Genomic DNA, 15,392 nt, shown 5'->3' with positions numbered 1-15,392 from the left:
CCCCTGGTCCCCGGCGAAAAGGCCCGCCCATGAAGCTCTCCATCGTCGTCCCCTGCTACAACGAAGAGGCCGTCATAGGCCGTTTCGACGAACAGGTCCGCGCGGTCCTCGGCGACCTCGCGGTGGACTACGAGCTGTGCTATGTGGACGACGGCAGCGCCGACGGGACCCTCCCCCGGCTGCGGGCCCTGGCCCACCAGCACCGCGCCACCACCCGCTACCTCTCCTTCAGCCGCAACTTCGGCAAGGAGCCGGCGATGCTGGCCGGCCTCAAGGCGGCCACCGGCGACGCGGTGATCATCATGGACGCCGACCTCCAGCACCCGCCCGAGTTCATCGAGAAGATGCTCGACCTCTACCAGCTCGGCCACGACCAGGTCATCGCCAAGCGCAGCCGGGACGGCGACCGCCGGCTGCGCACCGCCCTGAGCCGCCTGTACTACCGCGCCGTCAACACCTGGGTGGACGTCGAACTCGTCGACGGCGCCGGCGACTTCCGGCTGCTGTCGCGCAAGGCGGTGGACGCGCTGATCTCGCTGCCCGAGTACAACCGCTTCTCCAAGGGGCTGTTCTCGTGGATCGGCTTCGAGACCGTCACCTTCGACTACCGCAACGCCGCCCGGAAGGCCGGTGAGACGAAGTGGCGGGTCGGCTCGCTGATCAACTACGGCATCGACGGGATGATCTCGTTCAACTGCCGCCCGCTGCGCGCCGCCATCTACACCGGGCTCAGCCTGGCGTCGCTGGCCACCCTCTACACCTTCTGGATCATCGGCGCGGCCGTCGTCGGCGGGGTCACCGCGCCCGGCTACGTCACCCTGGTGGCCATCATCGTGGGCCTGGGCGGACTCCAGATGGTGATGCTCGGGCTGATCGGCGAGTACATCGGGCGGATCTACTACGAGACCAAGCGGCGCCCGCACTTCCTGGTCAAGGAGAGCGACGGCGCGCTGCCCAGCGCCGCCCCGGCCAGGGCGCCCACGCCGTCCGGCACCGCCGCCGCCGGCTCGCGGACCGGCTGATGCGCGGTCTGCCCGCGACGGTCCCGTGGGGCCAGGTGGTGCGGTTCACGGTGGTCGGCGGCATCAACACCGTGACGTTCTACGCCTGTTACCTGCCGCTGCACCGGCTGCTGCCGTACTTCGCGGCGTACACGGCGGCCTTCGTCCTCAGCCTGGTCGGCTCGTTCCTGCTCAACACCTACTTCACCTACCGCACCCGCCCCACCTGGAAGAAGTTCCTGCTCTTCCCGCTGACCCAGGTCACCAACTACGCGGTGCAGAGCGCGGGCCTGGTGGCGCTGGTGGGCTGGCTGGGGATGAGCAGCACGGTGGCGCCGCTGGTGGCGGCGCTGCTGGCCATCCCCGCCACCTTCGTGGTCTCCCGGCGGATCCTGCGGCCCCCGACCCGCAGGACCGCGGCAGGCGGTTCGACGGTTCCCGCGGACCCGGCGGAGGGGACCGACCCGGCAGACGAGGAAGACCCGGCGGACCCGGCGGACCGGTCGAACCCGGCAGGCCCGTCGGGCCGGGCGGACCGGGCGGATCAGTCCGGGGCGTCGCCGGTCCGCTCCAGCGAGCCGGCCTGAGCCCGCCAGCCCTGGAACGGCGCGGTCTGCCCCATCTTCTGCTGCCGGGACGCGTACAGCCGGCCGTCGTTGCCCAGCGCGACCAGGACGGCCCGCCCGCCCGCGGCCGGGGCGACACCGGCCGCCGCCGAGTGCGCCAGCCTGCGGCGCTGCCAGGGCTTGGGGGCGGCCTGCGCCATCGCCACCCGTACGTCGCCGGCGTCGTCCCGGGCCGCCAGCACCATCCGGTCGCCGGGCCCGACCGGTGCCAGCGCCACCCGCCCGAAGCCGCCGACCCGCTCGCACTGCCCGGACACCCGCCAGCCGCCGAGCGCCCCCTGCCGCTCGGCGAGCAGCACCTGCGCGGTCTCCGACTGCCGGTAGGCGATCCGGACCACGCCGTCGTCCAGGGGGGCGATGCTGACCGGACCGCCGGCCTCCGGCAGCCCGGTGGCCGCGCCCGGCCGCGGCATCCGCCCGGCCTCCTTGGACACCCAGTGCTGCACGGTCCGGGCGCTGGGCGCGACCAGGTGCACCAGCCCGTCGGAGTCCACGCACACATCGATCCCGTCGACGATCTGCGGCGACCCGTTGAGGGTGCCGACCGGCCCCTCCAGCCGGTCCCAGGGCGACCACCGCCCGCCGTACGGCCCGCTGCGGTAGCCGATGCCGCCGTCCCAGGTCCGCACGAACAGGTGCACCGTGCCGTCCGGGGTGGCCACCGCCGCCGGGAAGCCGATCTCCAGCGAGCGGACCGGGTCGCGGTCCGGCGAGCCCAGCGACGCCCAGCGCCCGAACGCCGGCCCGCCGTCCCGCCCGGTGCCGCTCTGCACCGCGGTGACCACCTCGCGCCGGTGGTCGGTGCCGGGACCCGGCAGGACCGTGCGGGAGGCGAACAGCTGGAGGGTGCCGTCCGGGTGGCGCGCGACATGGAGCTGCCCCTCCAGCATGTCCCCGCCGACCCGCACCGGGCCGCCGAACCGCCCGCTGCCCCGCCGGCTCTCCGTCCAGCAGTACGCCGCCCCGCCCAGCACCGCGAACGCCGCGAGCCGGCCGTCGTGGGTGGGCCGCACCCAGGCGTTGGAGCCGGGCGCGCGCAGCCGGGTGCCGCGGGTCCAGCTGCGCGGGCTGCCGTGGAGGGCCGTGCCGCCCACCTTGCGGTCGCCGCAGCCGGCCGGGTCGGCGCACGGCCGGTGGTCGGCCCAGCCGTAGATGTCCAGCAGCGCGGCCTTGCGGCGGACGGTGGCCTGGTCGAGATCGCGCGGCAGCGCGCCCAGCTCGTAGCCGAGGTAGCTCTCCACGATGGCCGCGCCGGGGTGGCGGCGCCCCCAGTGGCGGGCCAGCGCGGCCTGGGTGAAGTGGGCGGAGGCGGTGTGGTCCTGGTGGTCGTAGTAGCGCAGCCCGGCCAGCCGCGGGTCGCGGGTGGGCGGCGGGTCCTTGGGGGAGTGCACCGCGTCGGGGTCCAGGGTGCGTACGACGGTGGGCCGGTACCGGTCGAGCACCGCCGCCAGGGTGTCGATGACCTGGTCGCGGGTGTAGCGGAACTGGCGCAGCACGGGGCTGCCCTCCGGGCGCAGCGTGGGCAGCGCGTCGACCACCCCGAGCCAGAGGCCGCGCAGGCTGGTGGCGCGCGGCAGGTACACCGCCCGGGCCTCGACCAGCTCCAGGAAGATCAACTGGTGCTGTGGGGCGGCGCGCAGCGTCTGCAGCTCGACCTGGAAGCCGGGCAGCAGGGGCTGCGCCTCCGCGTCCCACAGGCCCTCCCGGTCGCCGATGGCCATCTGGGCGTGCGCGGCCAGCAGCCCGTTGACCCGGGCGCGGGCGAAGGCGGCCCGGTCGGCGGGCACCCGGTCGTGCAGGCTGCTGCTGCGGGCGGCGTTGCGGCCGTCGGACTCGCCGCCGGTCAGGCACACCGTGACGGTGCGCGCCCCGCTGCGGATGGCCTGCTCCAGGTTGGGGTTCATGAAGAACAGCCCGTCGTCGGGGTGCGCGATGACGTGCACGAACACCTGGTCGTCCGGCTCCTCGGTGGAGTCCTGCTCACCGGCGGACTCGGCCGGGCCGGACGGCCCGTCGGGCGCGAGCCGGGCCCAGAGGCCGGCGCCCGCGGTGGCCGCGAGAACGGCGCCGCCGGTGGCCTGGAGGATCCGGCGGCGGGAAACCAGTGGTCCTGACGGTTCTGACGGTGGCACACGCTCAGTATTTGCGGGTCCCGGCGATCGCGCTCGTCCGACGGGTCATCAGTTGCGCGTCGCCGTGCGGAACACCGCGCGACGCGCCCGTACGGCGCAACGCCGCGTCACCCCGCCGGGCGCCCCGGGTCCCGGACGGCCGCCGGTCGCCGCGGCCCACGGCCCGGCCCGCCGCCCCGGACCGGATTCCCGCCGCCCGGAACCGAGTTGACGGGCCGCCGGCTCCGCCGGACGACCGGGGCGGTTACGATCCCCCGGTCAGTTCTCGACCGGGGGTGGGTCCGCATCAGCACGTACGACAGCGCTTTCGGGGTGTTCAGGCCGCTGCGCGCCGAGGATCCGCGGGAGGTGGCCGGCTACCGGCTGCTGGCGCGGCTGGGCGAGGGCGGCATGGGGTCGGTCTACCTGACCCGGACCCGCGGGAACCAGCCGGCCGCGCTGAAGGTCATCCGCCGGGAGTTCGGCCAGGACGCGGACTTCCGCAGCCGGTTCGAGCAGGAGGTGCGGGCCGCCCGGCGGGTGCAGGGCTACCACATCGTGCCGGTGCTCGACCACGACACCGGCGGCGAACTCCCCTGGCTGGCCACCGCGTTCATCCCCGGCCTGCCGCTCGACGAGGCGCTGGGCGGCTTCGGCACCCTGCCGCTGCCGGCCGTCTTCCAGCTCGTCGGCGCGGCGGCCGGCGCACTGGCCGCGGTGCACGCCGCGGGGGTCGTCCACCGCGACCTCAAGCCCGGCAACATCCTGCTCGGCCCGCAGGGCCCGTACGTCATCGACTTCGGGATCGCCCGCGCCGCCGACGCCACCCAGCTCACCCGCAGCGGCGGCTTCATCGGCACCCCGCAGTACATGTCCCCCGAGCACGCCGCCGGCGAGCAGGTCACACCGGCCGCCGACCTCTTCTCACTGGGCCTGATCGCGGCGGTCGCGGCGAGTGGCCGGCACCCGTACGGGGACGGCGCGGCCATCACCGTGGCGGCCCGGATCGCCAACACCGCGCAGATGCCGCCGGACCTCGGCGGCTACCCGGACGTGCTGCGCCCGCTGCTCACCCGCTGCCTGGCCGCCGACCCCGCGGAGCGGCCCGCGCCGGCCGAGCTGGCGGAGCTGTGCGAGCGGGCGTCGGGGCGCGGCCCGCGCGACTTCGACGGCTGGCTGCCGGACGCCCTGGCCGCCGAGATCGCGCGGCGGGAGCGCGCCGCCCAGGAGATACCGGAGCCGGCGGCGGGCCCCGTACCGCCGCCGCCCGACCACGCCCCGACGCAGGGCCCGCTCGGCTACACCCCCACCCAGGGCCCGGGCCCCCACGCCGCCCCGACCCAGGCCGCCACCGGGCCCGTGCCCCCGCCCCACAGCGGCCCGCACGCGATGCCCACCGTCGGCCCCGTTGCGCCCGTGCCCGGTCCGGGCCGGCGGCGCAGCCCCGCGCTGGGGGCGGCCGTCGCGGTGGTGGCGCTGATCGCCGTGGTCGCGGTCACCTGGTCGGTGGCGCGCAGCGGCGGCGGCTCCGGAAGCCAGGACGGGAACCGGCACGCCCCCGGCGCGCCCCCGCACCGGCAGGGCGGCAGGTCCGGCGCGCCGAGCGCCGCCCCGGACCAGAACGCCGGCTACCAGGTCGTCTTCAAGGACCGCCCGTTCGCGCTGCGTGCCCCCTCCACGGCGGGCGAGAACAACATCGACCTGGACGTACCGAAGGCGGTCCCCACCGCCCAGCTCGACATGTCGCCGTACGAGATCACCTACAACGGCGTGTCCGGCATCGGCCTGGAGTTCCACACCCCCATGGGCCGCGCCACCGGCCGTACGGCGCAGGCGTGCCTGGACGGCTCGCGCTCGGACGTGCTGCCGGACAAGGTGCGCCGCGAGGAGCTGGACAAGGGGCGGACGATCCACGTCGGCACGCTGCTGTGCACGCAGACCACGGACGGGAACCTGGCCATGCTGGAGATCACCGGGATGAGCCCCAACCACGAGAGCGAGATGCCGGACTACGCGACCCGGCTGACGCTCTGGAAGAAGAGCTAGCGACCGTCCGCCGGGAGACGTCGGCGGCGGGGGCGGCCCGGAATCCTCCGGGCCGCCCCCGCCGTATCACTGCGTCTCAGCGTCCGCTGCGTCCGCTGCGTCTCCACATCGCCGCGCATCTGTGTCTCTGCGTCTGCGCGTATCCGCGTCTCCGCCCGCGGGCTACTCCGCGCCGAGCGCCACCGCCACCGAATGGGACAGCGCGTCGAGGTACCCCTGGGGGACCTCGTCGCGGACCACCAGCAGCCGCCAGTACAGCGGCCCGGTCATCAGGTCGAGCGCCAGCCGGGAGTCCACGTCGTCGGGCAGCTCACCGCGCTCCACCGCCCGTGCCACCACGGCCGCGGCGACGCCCTCCTGACTGTCGTGCAGCGCCGTCTTCAGGGCGGTGGCCATCTCCGGGCTGCGCGCCGCCTCGGCCAGCAGATCGGGGATGATCTGCGAGGCCATCGGGTGCCGCAGCGCACGGGCCGCGACCTCCAGCAGCATCCGCACATCGCCGCGCAGCGACCCGGTGTCGGGGGCCGGCAGCCCGGCCGCGGCGACCGCCGAGACCACGTCCAGGACCAGGTGCAGCTTGGACCGCCAGCGCCGGTAGACGGCGGTCTTGCCGACACCGGCCCGCCGGGCGATGCCCTCGATGGACATCCGGGCGAAGCCGACCGCGGCCAGTTCCTCGAAGACCGCGGCGCGGATCGCGGCGGTCTTGTCCTCCCGCAGCACGGCGGCGCCGGCCGGGGCACGGCGCTGCGCCGCGGTCTCTCTCTCGCTGTCGGTGCCGTCTTTTGCCATGGCTTGATCCTAGCGGTACGACGCTACGGTTGCGTTTCGACGTGGGATCCCTTTAGTCTCGGCGTCGCGACGATACGGACCCGTTCCGTCGTCGTACGGACCCTGACGCCCCCGTACGAAAGCGAAAGCGGCCCCTCATGCCCCAGACCCTCGCTCCCCCGGCCCCGGCGCCCGCCCAGCCGTCCGGCTCCGGCACCGCACCCGATCCGGAGCTGCGCGCGCTGGCCGAACGCCACGGCCTCACGGTGAGCGGCGCCCGCCCCTCGCTGCCCGAGTACACCCGCCAGCTGTGGCAGCGGCGGCACTTCATCACCTCGTTCGCCACCGCCAAGCTCACCGCGATGTACACCACCGCCAAGCTCGGCCAGCTGTGGCAGGTGATCACCCCGCTGCTCAACGCCGGCGTCTACTACTTGATCTTCGGTGTGCTGATCGGCACCCGGAAGGGCGTCCCGGACTACATCCCGTACCTGGTCACCGGCGTCTTCGTCTTCACCTTCCTGCAGAACTCGGTGATGACCGGCACCCGGGCGATCTCCGGCAACCTCGGCCTGGTGCGCGCACTGCACTTCCCGCGCGCCTGCCTGCCGATCTCGTCCTGCTTGGCACAGCTCCAGCAGCTGCTGTACTCCATGGCCGTACTGATGGCCATCCTGCTGTGCTTCGGGCAGGTGCCGACCTGGTCGTGGCTCCTGGTCATCCCGGCACTGACGCTGCAGTTCGTCTTCAACACCGGCCTCGCGATGATCATGGCGCGGCTCGGCTCGCGGACCCCGGACCTGGCGCAGCTGATGCCCTTCATCCTGCGGACCTGGATGTACGCGTCCGGCGTGATGTTCAGCATCAGCCTCATCGTCAAGGGCAAGCACCTCCCGCACATCGTGGTGCTGCTGCTGAACGGCAACCCCGCCGCCGTCTACATCGCCCTGATGCGGTTCGCGCTGATCGACAGCTTCACCCACAAGCAACTGCCGCCGCACGTCTGGGCGTTCGCGGCCGGCTGGGCGCTGCTGGCCGGGGTCGCCGGCTATGTGTACTTCTGGAAGGCCGAGGAGCGGTACGGACGTGGCTGAGTTCATGACGGAAGACCGGAGCGGAATCCGCCCGGCGGCGGACGAGGCCCGCGTCCCGACCGTGATCGCGGACGACCTGCACATCGTCTACCGCGTCTACGGCACCGGCGCCGGCAAGGGCGGTGCCACCGCGGCGCTCGGCCGCATCATCCGCCGCAAGCCCTCCACCGGCGTACGCGAGGTGCACGCCGTCAAGGGCGTCTCCTTCACCGCCCACCGCGGCGAGTCGATCGGCCTGATCGGCTCCAACGGCTCCGGCAAGTCGACCCTGCTCCAGGCCGTCGCCGGACTGCTGCCCGCGGAGCGCGGCAAGGTCTACACCCACGGCCAGCCCTCGCTGCTCGGCGTCAACGCGGCCCTGATGAACGACCTCACCGGCGAGAAGAACGTCATCCTCGGCGGTCTGGCGATGGGCATGAGCCGCGAGGAGGTCCGCGAGCGCTACGACGGCATCGTCGACTTCTCCGGCATCAACGAGAAGGGCGACTTCATCTCGCTGCCGATGCGCACCTATTCGTCCGGTATGGCGGCCCGGCTGCGGTTCTCCATCGCGGCGGCCAAGGACCACGACGTGCTGCTGATCGACGAGGCGCTGGCCACCGGCGACCGCAGCTTCCAGAAGCGCTCCGAGGCCCGCATCCGGGAGCTGCGCGAGGAGGCCGGCACGGTCTTCTTGGTCAGCCACAACAACAACTCCATCCGGGACACCTGCGACCGGGTCCTGTGGCTGGAGAAGGGCGTCCTGCGGATGGACGGCCCCACCGAGGAAGTCCTGGCGGCGTACGAGGAGTTCACGGGGGCGTAGGGAGCCGGATTCCCGGCCCGTCCGCACGCATCCAGCCCGTCCGGCGTTTGAGGACGAGCGAAGCGATACGCCGGCCCGCACGGGCCCACTCCCCAACACGCAAGCGCCGGACGGGCATTTCCAGCCCGTCCGGCGCTTGAGGGCAGGGGGCGCCGCAGGGCGCCGCCCCCGCCGGGGCCTCAGCTATGCGTCCGCAGCAGCGTGCGCATCGTCCGCATCGCCACGGACAGGTTCGCCAGGTCGAACCCCTCCGACCCGTGGATCTCCTCCAGCGTGGCGCGCGCACGGGTCAGGATCGCCGCGTTCGCCTCCTCCCACGCCTTGAACCGCTCTTCCGGCGTCGCCGAGCCGTCGCCCGCCGACAGCACGTCCGCGGTGAGCGCCGCGTGCGCCGCGAAGAGGTCCTCGCGGATCGAGGCGCGGGCCATCGACTGCCAGCGGTCGTTGCGCGGCAACTCCAGGATGCGGTCGAGGAGTTGGTTGATCCGCAGCCGGTCGCCCAGGTCGTAGTAGACCTCGGCGACGGCCAGCGGCTCCTGGCCCATGCGGTCCGCGATGGCGACGAGGTCCAGCGCCGGGAAGACCGAGGAGAAGCCGGACACCTGGACGGCCAGCTGCTCGGGCACGCCCGCGTCGGTCAGCTCCTCCAGGATCGTGCGGTACCACTCCAGGTCGCCGCCCTGCATCAGCTTCGGCAGCTCCGCCCAGACCTGGGCCACCCGCTCCGCGAAGAAGTCGATGGTCCCGGACAGCTCCAGCGGCTGCGGGCGGTTGTTGAGCAGCCAGCGGGTGCCGCGCTCGACCAGCCGGCGCGAGTGCAGCCGGATCCGGGTCTGCACATCGGCGGCGACGACGTTGTCGAGGGCCTCGACGTCGTCCCAGACCTGGTTGAGCCGGAAGATCGCACGGGCCGCGGTGTGCGCCCGGACGACCTCTTCCAGGGACGCGCCGGTCTCCTCCCGCATCCGGTGCAGGAAGCTCGTACCGCCGGTGTTGACGGTGTCGTTGACCAGCACCGTCGTCACGATCTCGCGGCGCAGCGCGTGCCCGTCGACCTGCTCGGTGAAGTCCTCCCGCAGCGCCGTCGGGAAGTACGCGTGCAGCAGCCGCCGGAGGTAGGCGTCGTCCGGCAGTGGCGTCTGGATCAGCGCGTCGGCAACCGTGATCTTGGTGTACGCGAGCAGGACCGCGGTCTCCGGCTGGGTCAGGCCACGCCCGGCGCTCAGCCGCTCGCGGATCTGCCGGTCGGTGGGCAGGAACTCCAGCGCCCGGTCCAGGTGGCCGTCGCGCACCAGGCGGCGCAGGAAGCGCTGCTGGGCGTGGAGCATGCTGGAGGACTGGGCGATGGCCAGCGCCAGCGCGGTGTTCTGCGCGTAGTTGTTGCGCAGCACCAGCGCGCCGACCTCGTCGGTCATCTGCGCCAGCAGCTTGTTGCGCTGCTTGACCGTCATGTCGCCGTCGGCGACGACGGAGTTGAGCAGGATCTTGATGTTGACTTCGTGGTCGCTGGTGTCCACACCGGCGCTGTTGTCGATCGCGTCGGTGTTGATCTTCCCGCCGGCCGCGGCGAACTCGATCCGGCCCAGCTGGGTCAGCCCGAGGTTGCCGCCCTCGCCGACGACCTTGACCCGCAGGTCCTCGCCGTTGACCCGGATCGCGTCGTTGGACTTGTCGCCGACGTCGGCGTGCGTCTCGGCGGAGGACTTCACGTACGTGCCGATGCCGCCGTTCCACAGCAGGTCGACCGGCGCCTTGAGGATGGCCTGCATCAGGTCGGCCGGCGTCATCTTCTTCACGCCGGAGTCGATGCCGAGCGCGGCCCGCACCTGGGCGTTGATCGGGATGGACTTCGCCGAGCGCGGGTGGATGCCGCCGCCCTGGGAGAGCAGCTCGGTGTCGTAGTCCGCCCACGAGGAGCGCGGCAGCTCGAACAGCCGGCGGCGCTCGGCGTACGAGGTCGCCGCGTCCGGCTTCGGGTCGAGGAAGATGTGCCGGTGGTCGAAGGCGGCGACCAGCCGGATGTGCTCGCTGAGCAGCATGCCGTTGCCGAAGACGTCACCGGACATGTCGCCGACGCCGACGACGGTGAAGTCCTGGGTCTGGGTGTCGTGGCCCAGCTCGCGGAAGTGCCGCTCGACCGACTCCCAGGCGCCGCGGGCGGTGATGCCCATGCCCTTGTGGTCGTAGCCGGCGCTGCCGCCGGAGGCGAACGCGTCGCCCAGCCAGAAGCCGTAGGACTCGGCGACCTCGTTGGCGATGTCGGAGAAGGTCGCGGTGCCCTTGTCGGCGGCGACGACCAGGTAGGTGTCGTCCTCGTCGTGCCGGACCACGTGCTTCGGCGGGACGACCTCGCCGCCGACCAGGTTGTCGGTGATGTCCAGCAGGCCCGAGATGAAGGTCTTGTAGCAGGCGATGCCCTCGGCCAGCCACGCGTCGCGGTCCTGCGCCGGGTCCGGCAGCTGCTTGCCGACGAAGCCGCCCTTCGCGCCGACCGGCACGATGACGGTGTTCTTGACCATCTGCGCCTTGACCAGGCCGAGGATCTCCGTACGGAAGTCCTCCCGGCGGTCCGACCAGCGCAGACCGCCGCGCGCGACCTTGCCGAACCGCAGGTGGACGCCCTCGACCCGGGGGGAGTACACCCAGATCTCGTACGCCGGGCGCGGCGCCGGCAGGTCCGGCATGGCCTGCGGGTCCAGCTTCATGGACAGGTACGGGTGCGGGCTGCCCGCCCCGTCCTTCTGGTAGTGGTTGGTGCGCAGCGTCGCCTTGATGACGGTCAGGAAGGAGCGCAGGATGCGGTCCTCGTCCAGGGACGCGACCTGGTCGAGCGCGCCCTCCAGCTCCTCCAGCAGCCCGTCGATCAGCTCGGTGCCGGCGCGCTGCCGCTCCGGCGACATCCGCGCCTCGAAGAGCGAGACCAGGAGCCGGGTGGTGTGGACGTTGTTGGAGAGGGTGTCCTCCATGTACGTCTGGCTGAAGGTCGAGCCGGCCTGCCGCAGGTACTTGGCGTACGCCCGCAGCACCATCGCCTGGCGCCAGTTGAGGCCGGCGCGCAGCACCAGCTTGTTGAAGTTGTCGCTCTCGGCCGCGCCGGTCCACACCGCCGTGAACGCCTCCTGGAAGCGCTCGCGGGCGTCGTCACCGGAGACGTGCTCGGGCATCCGCAGCCCGAAGTCGTAGATCCAGGCGAGGGTCGAGTCGGCGCAGCGCAGCTCGTGCGGGCGCTCGTCGACGACCTCGACGCCCAGGCGGTTGAGACCGGGCAGCACCTTCGACAGCGAGACCGGCTCGCCCCGGCGGTAGATCTTGAAGCGGCGCTCACCGGGGCCGGCGTTGACCGGCTCGTAGAGGCTGACCGCGAAGTCGCGGCCGGGCTCCTCGGTGAGCTTCTCCAGGTGCTGGAGGTCGACGACCGCGCTGCGCGGGTTGTTGTCGGCCTTGTAGCCCTCGGGGAAGGCGTGGCCGTAGCGGCGCAGCAGCTCGGCGGCGCGCTCCTCGCCGACCTCCGCGGTCAGCGCCTCGGCGAAGCCGTCGGCCCAGGAGCGGGCGGCTTCCACCAGCCGCGCCTCGATGCGGTCGACGTCGGCGTCGGTGAGGTCGGGCAGCGCGGCGCCGGGCTTGACCCGGATCAGGAAGTGCAGCCGGGAGAGGACCGACTCGGTGTTCCAGGCGGTGAAGTCGACGCTGGTGCCGCCCAGTTCCTCCTTGAGGATGTCGATCAGCCGCAGCCGGACGGCGGTGGTGTACCGGTCCCGGGGGAGGTAGACCAGCGCGGAGTAGTAGCGGCCGTACTCGTCCTGGCGGAGGTAGAGCCGCAGCCGGCGGCGCTCTTGGAGGTAGAGCACGCTGGTGGCGATGGTGCGCAGCTGGTCGACCGGGGTCTGGAACAGCTCGTCGCGCGGGTAGGTCTCCAGGATCTGGAGCAGGTCGCGGCCGTCGTGGCTGTTCGGGCTGAAGCCGGCCTCTTCGAGGACCTCGGCGACCTTGCGGCGGATGACCGGCACCCGGCGCACGGACTCGGTGTACGCGGCCGAGGAGAACAGGCCCAGGAAGCGCCGCTCCCCGATGACGTTGCCCTCCTGGTCGAACTTCTTCACGCCGACGTAGTCGAGGTAGGAGGGGCGGTGGACGGTGGCGCGGCTGTTGGCCTTGGTCAGGATCAGCAGCTTGTGCTCACGGGCCTTGGCGCGGGCGTCCGCGGGCAGCCGGTTGAAGGACGGCGAGACGGGGTGGCCGGCGTCGCTCTCGCGGTGCGGCGGGTCGGAGCGCAGGATGCCCAGGCCGGTGCCCGGCACGGCGGTGAGGACGTCCTCCTCGACGCCGCCCTCGCCGGGCGCGGAGGCCAGCTCGTACTCGCGGTACCCCAGGAACGTGAAGTGCTCGTCGGCCAGCCACCGCAGCAGCTCCCGGGCCTCCTCGATCTCGTCGTCCCGGAGGTCGTCGGCGACCGGCTCGCCGGGCAGCTGCTCGGCGAGGCGCAGCGAGGTGCCGCGCATCTTGTCCCAGTCCTCGACGGCCTCCCGGACGTCGGACAGCACCCGCAGCAGATCGGCGGTGATCTGCTGGAGGTCCTCCCGGTCGGTCTCGCGGTCGATCTCGACATGGATCCAGGACTCGGTCACCGCGTCGTGCGGCAGCTCGGCGGCCTTGCCGGTGCCGTTCGCGCCGTAGGTGTCGCCGTTGGCGTCCAGGATCTCGATCAGCTTGCCGATGACGTCGCGGCGGACGACCACCTGCGGGTGGATCACGACATGGATGCCGCGCCCCTGCCGCGAGAGCTCGTTGGTGACCGAGTCGACCAGGAAGGGCATGTCGTCGGTGACCACCTCGACGACGGAGTGGCTGCACGTCCAGCCGTTCTCCTCGACGGTCGGGGTGTGCACCCGCACATTCGCCGTTCCCTGCGGGCGGGTTTCGGCCAGACGGTAGTGGGAGAGCGCGGCGCCGAAGACGTCTACCGGGTCGCGGTAGGCGAGGTCCTCGGGGGCGGTGTGCAGGTAGTAGCGCTGGAGGTATCCCGTGAGGGTCTCCGGGTCGAGCCCGCGTACCGGGGACGCTCCCCCGGCCGGGGTGCTCTCACTGACCCGGGCGGCCCTCGCGAGCAGCTCGTTCTTGGCTTCGTCCAGCTTGGTCTGCATGTCCTCTGGCTCCTGTCGCGCGCCGTTGCGTGACGTTGTGGAAAAACGTGGGAAGTGCTGTGGAAGCTGCACAACGCCGGCGCGACGCGGGGTGTCCTGTCGCTGTCGACGCTATGCCGCGGGGTGAGAAGGCCGTGCCGCAATCGACGATTTTTGTCCATGTCGACAGGGATTGACGGCCGCAACGACCAGCGACCGCCCGGTCACGATGGTGCCCCGGGCGCACGGCGGGGGCCTTGACGCCCCCGCGGGTTATCGCGCTGATCACGGTGCAAGGCTATCGCTCCCGGCACGGGTCCCGTCATGGGCCGCCCCCGTACAAAACATCAGCCCTAACTTAGACCTTCTGGACAATGGCTGGCCGGGGTGGAGTATGCGTGCGGAACGGCCGCCGAGCCGGTCCCTAAGAGGCGGTGTCTCCCGCGGCATCCCCTGCCGTATCCCCTGCGGCCTCTCCCGCGAGATCTCCCGCGACCTGCACCGCCTCGGCGAGGCTGTCCACCACGGGCACCCCCGCAGCCGCCAGACTGCTCCGGCTGTGCGACCCGCCCGTGTACAGCACCGCGTGCGCGCCCGCGTCGCGCGCCGCCACGGCATCGTCCACAGCGTCCCCGATCACGACCGTACGCCCCGGATCCACCCCGTCCATCGCCGCAAGATGCCGCACCATGTGCGCGCTCTTCGAGCCGCCGGACGGCCCCGTCCGGCCCTCGACCCGAACGAACCACGAGGCGATCCCCATCCCGCGGACCAGGGGTATCAGCTCGTCGTGCCCGAACATGCTGAGGATCGACTGGCTCCGCCCGGCCGCCTGCCACCCCTCCAGCAGCAGCTCCGCGCCGTCGGCGAGCCCGCACCCCAGCCGGTGCTCGGCGTAGTGGCGGTGGAAGGTCTCGTCCATCACCAGCCACTCGGCCTCGGTCGGCAGCCGCCCCATGAGCCGCTCGTAGAACCGCGGCACCGGTACGCAGTACAGCTCCCGATACCGCTCCAGCGTGATCGGCTCCAGACCGATCTCCGCGAAGGCGGAGTTGGTCGCCGCGATCACCGCGTCGATGTCGTGGAACAGCGTGCCGTTCCAGTCCCACACGATGTGTGCCGCCGGCTTCCTCATGCCGCTCTCCTGGTCGTTCCCCTGGTCCTGCCCCCGTGCTGCCGCCATGCGAAAAACCGTACCCGCCGCCACTGACAACGCGGCGGGACCGGCCACAATCCACCGGACAGGCCCTGGCACTCAGCCGATCAGCTGCGGGATCTCCTGCACCCCGAACCACATCAGGTCGTGGTCCTCCGCGCCGTCCACGGTGAACTGCGCGTCGTCGTCGCCGAGGTCCGCCGCGCCCAGCGCCGCCGCGGCCGCCGCCACATCAGCCTCCGCGTCCGCCGCGTCGACATGCACCGCCGCCGCCTTCGACAGCCGCACCGGCCCGGCGACCCGCACCTCGCCCAGCGACGACTGGTCCAGCCCCCGGTCCGGATCCGCGACCGCCGCGCCCTCGGCGACGTCCACCGCCACCACCACGCGCCGCCGCGCGGCCTCCGGATGGCCGGCCAGCAGCCGCAGCGACGCCTGCGCCGCGCGGTTCAGCGCCGCGTACTCCAGCTCCTCGATGTCGTCCGAGACGTACCACTCCCGCAGGGCGGGCGTGACGGCGTACGCACACAGCGGGCCGGACCCCAGCTCACCGCTCTCGTGCGCCGCAGCGAGCCCGGAAAGTGTCAGGGGGACGTAGACACGCATAACAGCCGCTCTCGCTAGATCCAGAACAATGCCCCGTCAGCATACGGCGGCGAGTC

10 protein-coding genes are annotated in these 15,392 nt (G+C 72.5%); 5 read left to right on the top strand and 5 right to left on the bottom strand.

The features are described 5' to 3' along the window. Positions 1 to 29 precede the first annotated feature (29 nt). Together GR130_RS04565 and GR130_RS04560 are read left to right on the top strand one after the other, a co-directional pair. A complete protein-coding gene (locus tag GR130_RS04565; protein ID WP_159503503.1) occupies positions 30 to 1,022 on the top strand; it encodes a glycosyltransferase family 2 protein in 993 nt (330 codons plus the stop codon). Continuing rightward, positions 1,022 to 1,588 (top strand): GtrA family protein, encoded by a 567-nt coding sequence (locus GR130_RS04560; protein ID WP_159503502.1) that lies wholly within the window; start codon positions 1,022 to 1,024, stop codon positions 1,586 to 1,588. Before GR130_RS04565 ends, GR130_RS04560 begins: the two co-directional genes overlap by 1 nt. On the opposite strand, the gene GR130_RS04555 is transcribed toward GR130_RS04560, so the two are convergent. After that, positions 1,546 to 3,759, bottom strand: a complete 2,214-nt coding sequence (locus tag GR130_RS04555) for a PIG-L family deacetylase (RefSeq protein WP_159503501.1) — start codon at positions 3,757 to 3,759, stop codon at positions 1,546 to 1,548. The genes GR130_RS04560 and GR130_RS04555 overlap by 43 nt on opposite strands. A gap of 312 nt (positions 3,760 to 4,071) precedes the next feature. Here GR130_RS04555 and GR130_RS04550 point away from each other — a divergent pair, with 312 nt between their 5' ends. Beyond that, the gene (locus GR130_RS04550) at positions 4,072 to 5,784 is read left to right on the top strand and encodes a serine/threonine-protein kinase (protein ID WP_236572793.1); all 1,713 of its coding nucleotides are present in this window, start codon (positions 4,072 to 4,074) and stop codon (positions 5,782 to 5,784) included. Positions 5,785 to 5,946: 162 nt separating this feature from the next. On the opposite strand, the gene GR130_RS04545 is transcribed toward GR130_RS04550, so the two are convergent. Further along, positions 5,947 to 6,576 carry a TetR/AcrR family transcriptional regulator gene (locus GR130_RS04545; protein ID WP_159503500.1) on the bottom strand — a complete coding sequence of 210 codons (630 nt, stop codon included), beginning with the start codon at positions 6,574 to 6,576 and terminating at the stop codon, positions 5,947 to 5,949. 137 nt (positions 6,577 to 6,713) lie between these two features. On the opposite strand from GR130_RS04545, the gene GR130_RS04540 reads away from it, so the two are divergent. Both GR130_RS04540 and GR130_RS04535 read left to right on the top strand, forming a co-directional pair. Further along, complete coding sequence (locus GR130_RS04540) at positions 6,714 to 7,649, top strand: ABC transporter permease (protein WP_159503499.1); 936 nt, start codon at positions 6,714 to 6,716, stop codon at positions 7,647 to 7,649. Positions 7,650 to 7,653: 4 nt separating this feature from the next. Then, positions 7,654 to 8,454: an ABC transporter ATP-binding protein gene (locus GR130_RS04535; RefSeq protein ID WP_159509749.1), complete on the top strand. Its 801-nt coding sequence runs from the start codon at positions 7,654 to 7,656 to the stop codon at positions 8,452 to 8,454. 179 nt (positions 8,455 to 8,633) lie between these two features. Here the strand turns inward: GR130_RS04535 and GR130_RS04530 are convergent, their stop codons facing one another. The 3 genes from GR130_RS04530 to GR130_RS04520 all read right to left on the bottom strand — a co-directional run bounded on the left by GR130_RS04530 (position 8,634) and on the right by GR130_RS04520 (position 15,336). After that, positions 8,634 to 13,595, bottom strand: a complete 4,962-nt coding sequence (locus GR130_RS04530) for an NAD-glutamate dehydrogenase (protein WP_159503498.1) — start codon at positions 13,593 to 13,595, stop codon at positions 8,634 to 8,636. A gap of 403 nt (positions 13,596 to 13,998) precedes the next feature. Next, the gene (locus GR130_RS04525) at positions 13,999 to 14,709 is read right to left on the bottom strand and encodes an HAD family hydrolase (RefSeq protein ID WP_159509748.1); all 711 of its coding nucleotides are present in this window, start codon (positions 14,707 to 14,709) and stop codon (positions 13,999 to 14,001) included. A gap of 120 nt (positions 14,710 to 14,829) precedes the next feature. After that, a complete protein-coding gene (locus GR130_RS04520) occupies positions 14,830 to 15,336 on the bottom strand; it encodes a DUF6912 family protein (protein WP_159503497.1) in 507 nt (168 codons plus the stop codon). Positions 15,337 to 15,392 lie beyond the last annotated feature (56 nt).

Origin of the sequence: Streptomyces sp. GS7 (genome assembly GCF_009834125.1) — a bacterium.
Classification (GTDB): domain Bacteria; phylum Actinomycetota; class Actinomycetes; order Streptomycetales; family Streptomycetaceae; genus Streptomyces.
Note: the sequence above shows the minus strand (reverse complement) of the source record. Positions and strands in the feature narration are given on the sequence as shown.

Coding starts and splice junctions, on each gene's coding strand:
- GR130_RS04565 (WP_159503503.1), top strand. CDS start 30: ATGAAGCTCTCCATCGTCGTCCCCTGCTACAACGAAGAGGCCGTCATA.
- GR130_RS04560 (WP_159503502.1), top strand. CDS start 1,022: ATGCGCGGTCTGCCCGCGACGGTCCCGTGGGGCCAGGTGGTGCGGTTC.
- GR130_RS04545 (WP_159503500.1), bottom strand. CDS start 6,576: ATGGCAAAAGACGGCACCGACAGCGAGAGAGAGACCGCGGCGCAGCGC.
- GR130_RS04540 (WP_159503499.1), top strand. CDS start 6,714: ATGCCCCAGACCCTCGCTCCCCCGGCCCCGGCGCCCGCCCAGCCGTCC.
- GR130_RS04535 (WP_159509749.1), top strand. CDS start 7,654: ATGACGGAAGACCGGAGCGGAATCCGCCCGGCGGCGGACGAGGCCCGC.
- GR130_RS04530 (WP_159503498.1), bottom strand. CDS start 13,595: ATGCAGACCAAGCTGGACGAAGCCAAGAACGAGCTGCTCGCGAGGGCC.
- GR130_RS04525 (WP_159509748.1), bottom strand. CDS start 14,709: ATGAGGAAGCCGGCGGCACACATCGTGTGGGACTGGAACGGCACGCTG.
- GR130_RS04520 (WP_159503497.1), bottom strand. CDS start 15,336: ATGCGTGTCTACGTCCCCCTGACACTTTCCGGGCTCGCTGCGGCGCAC.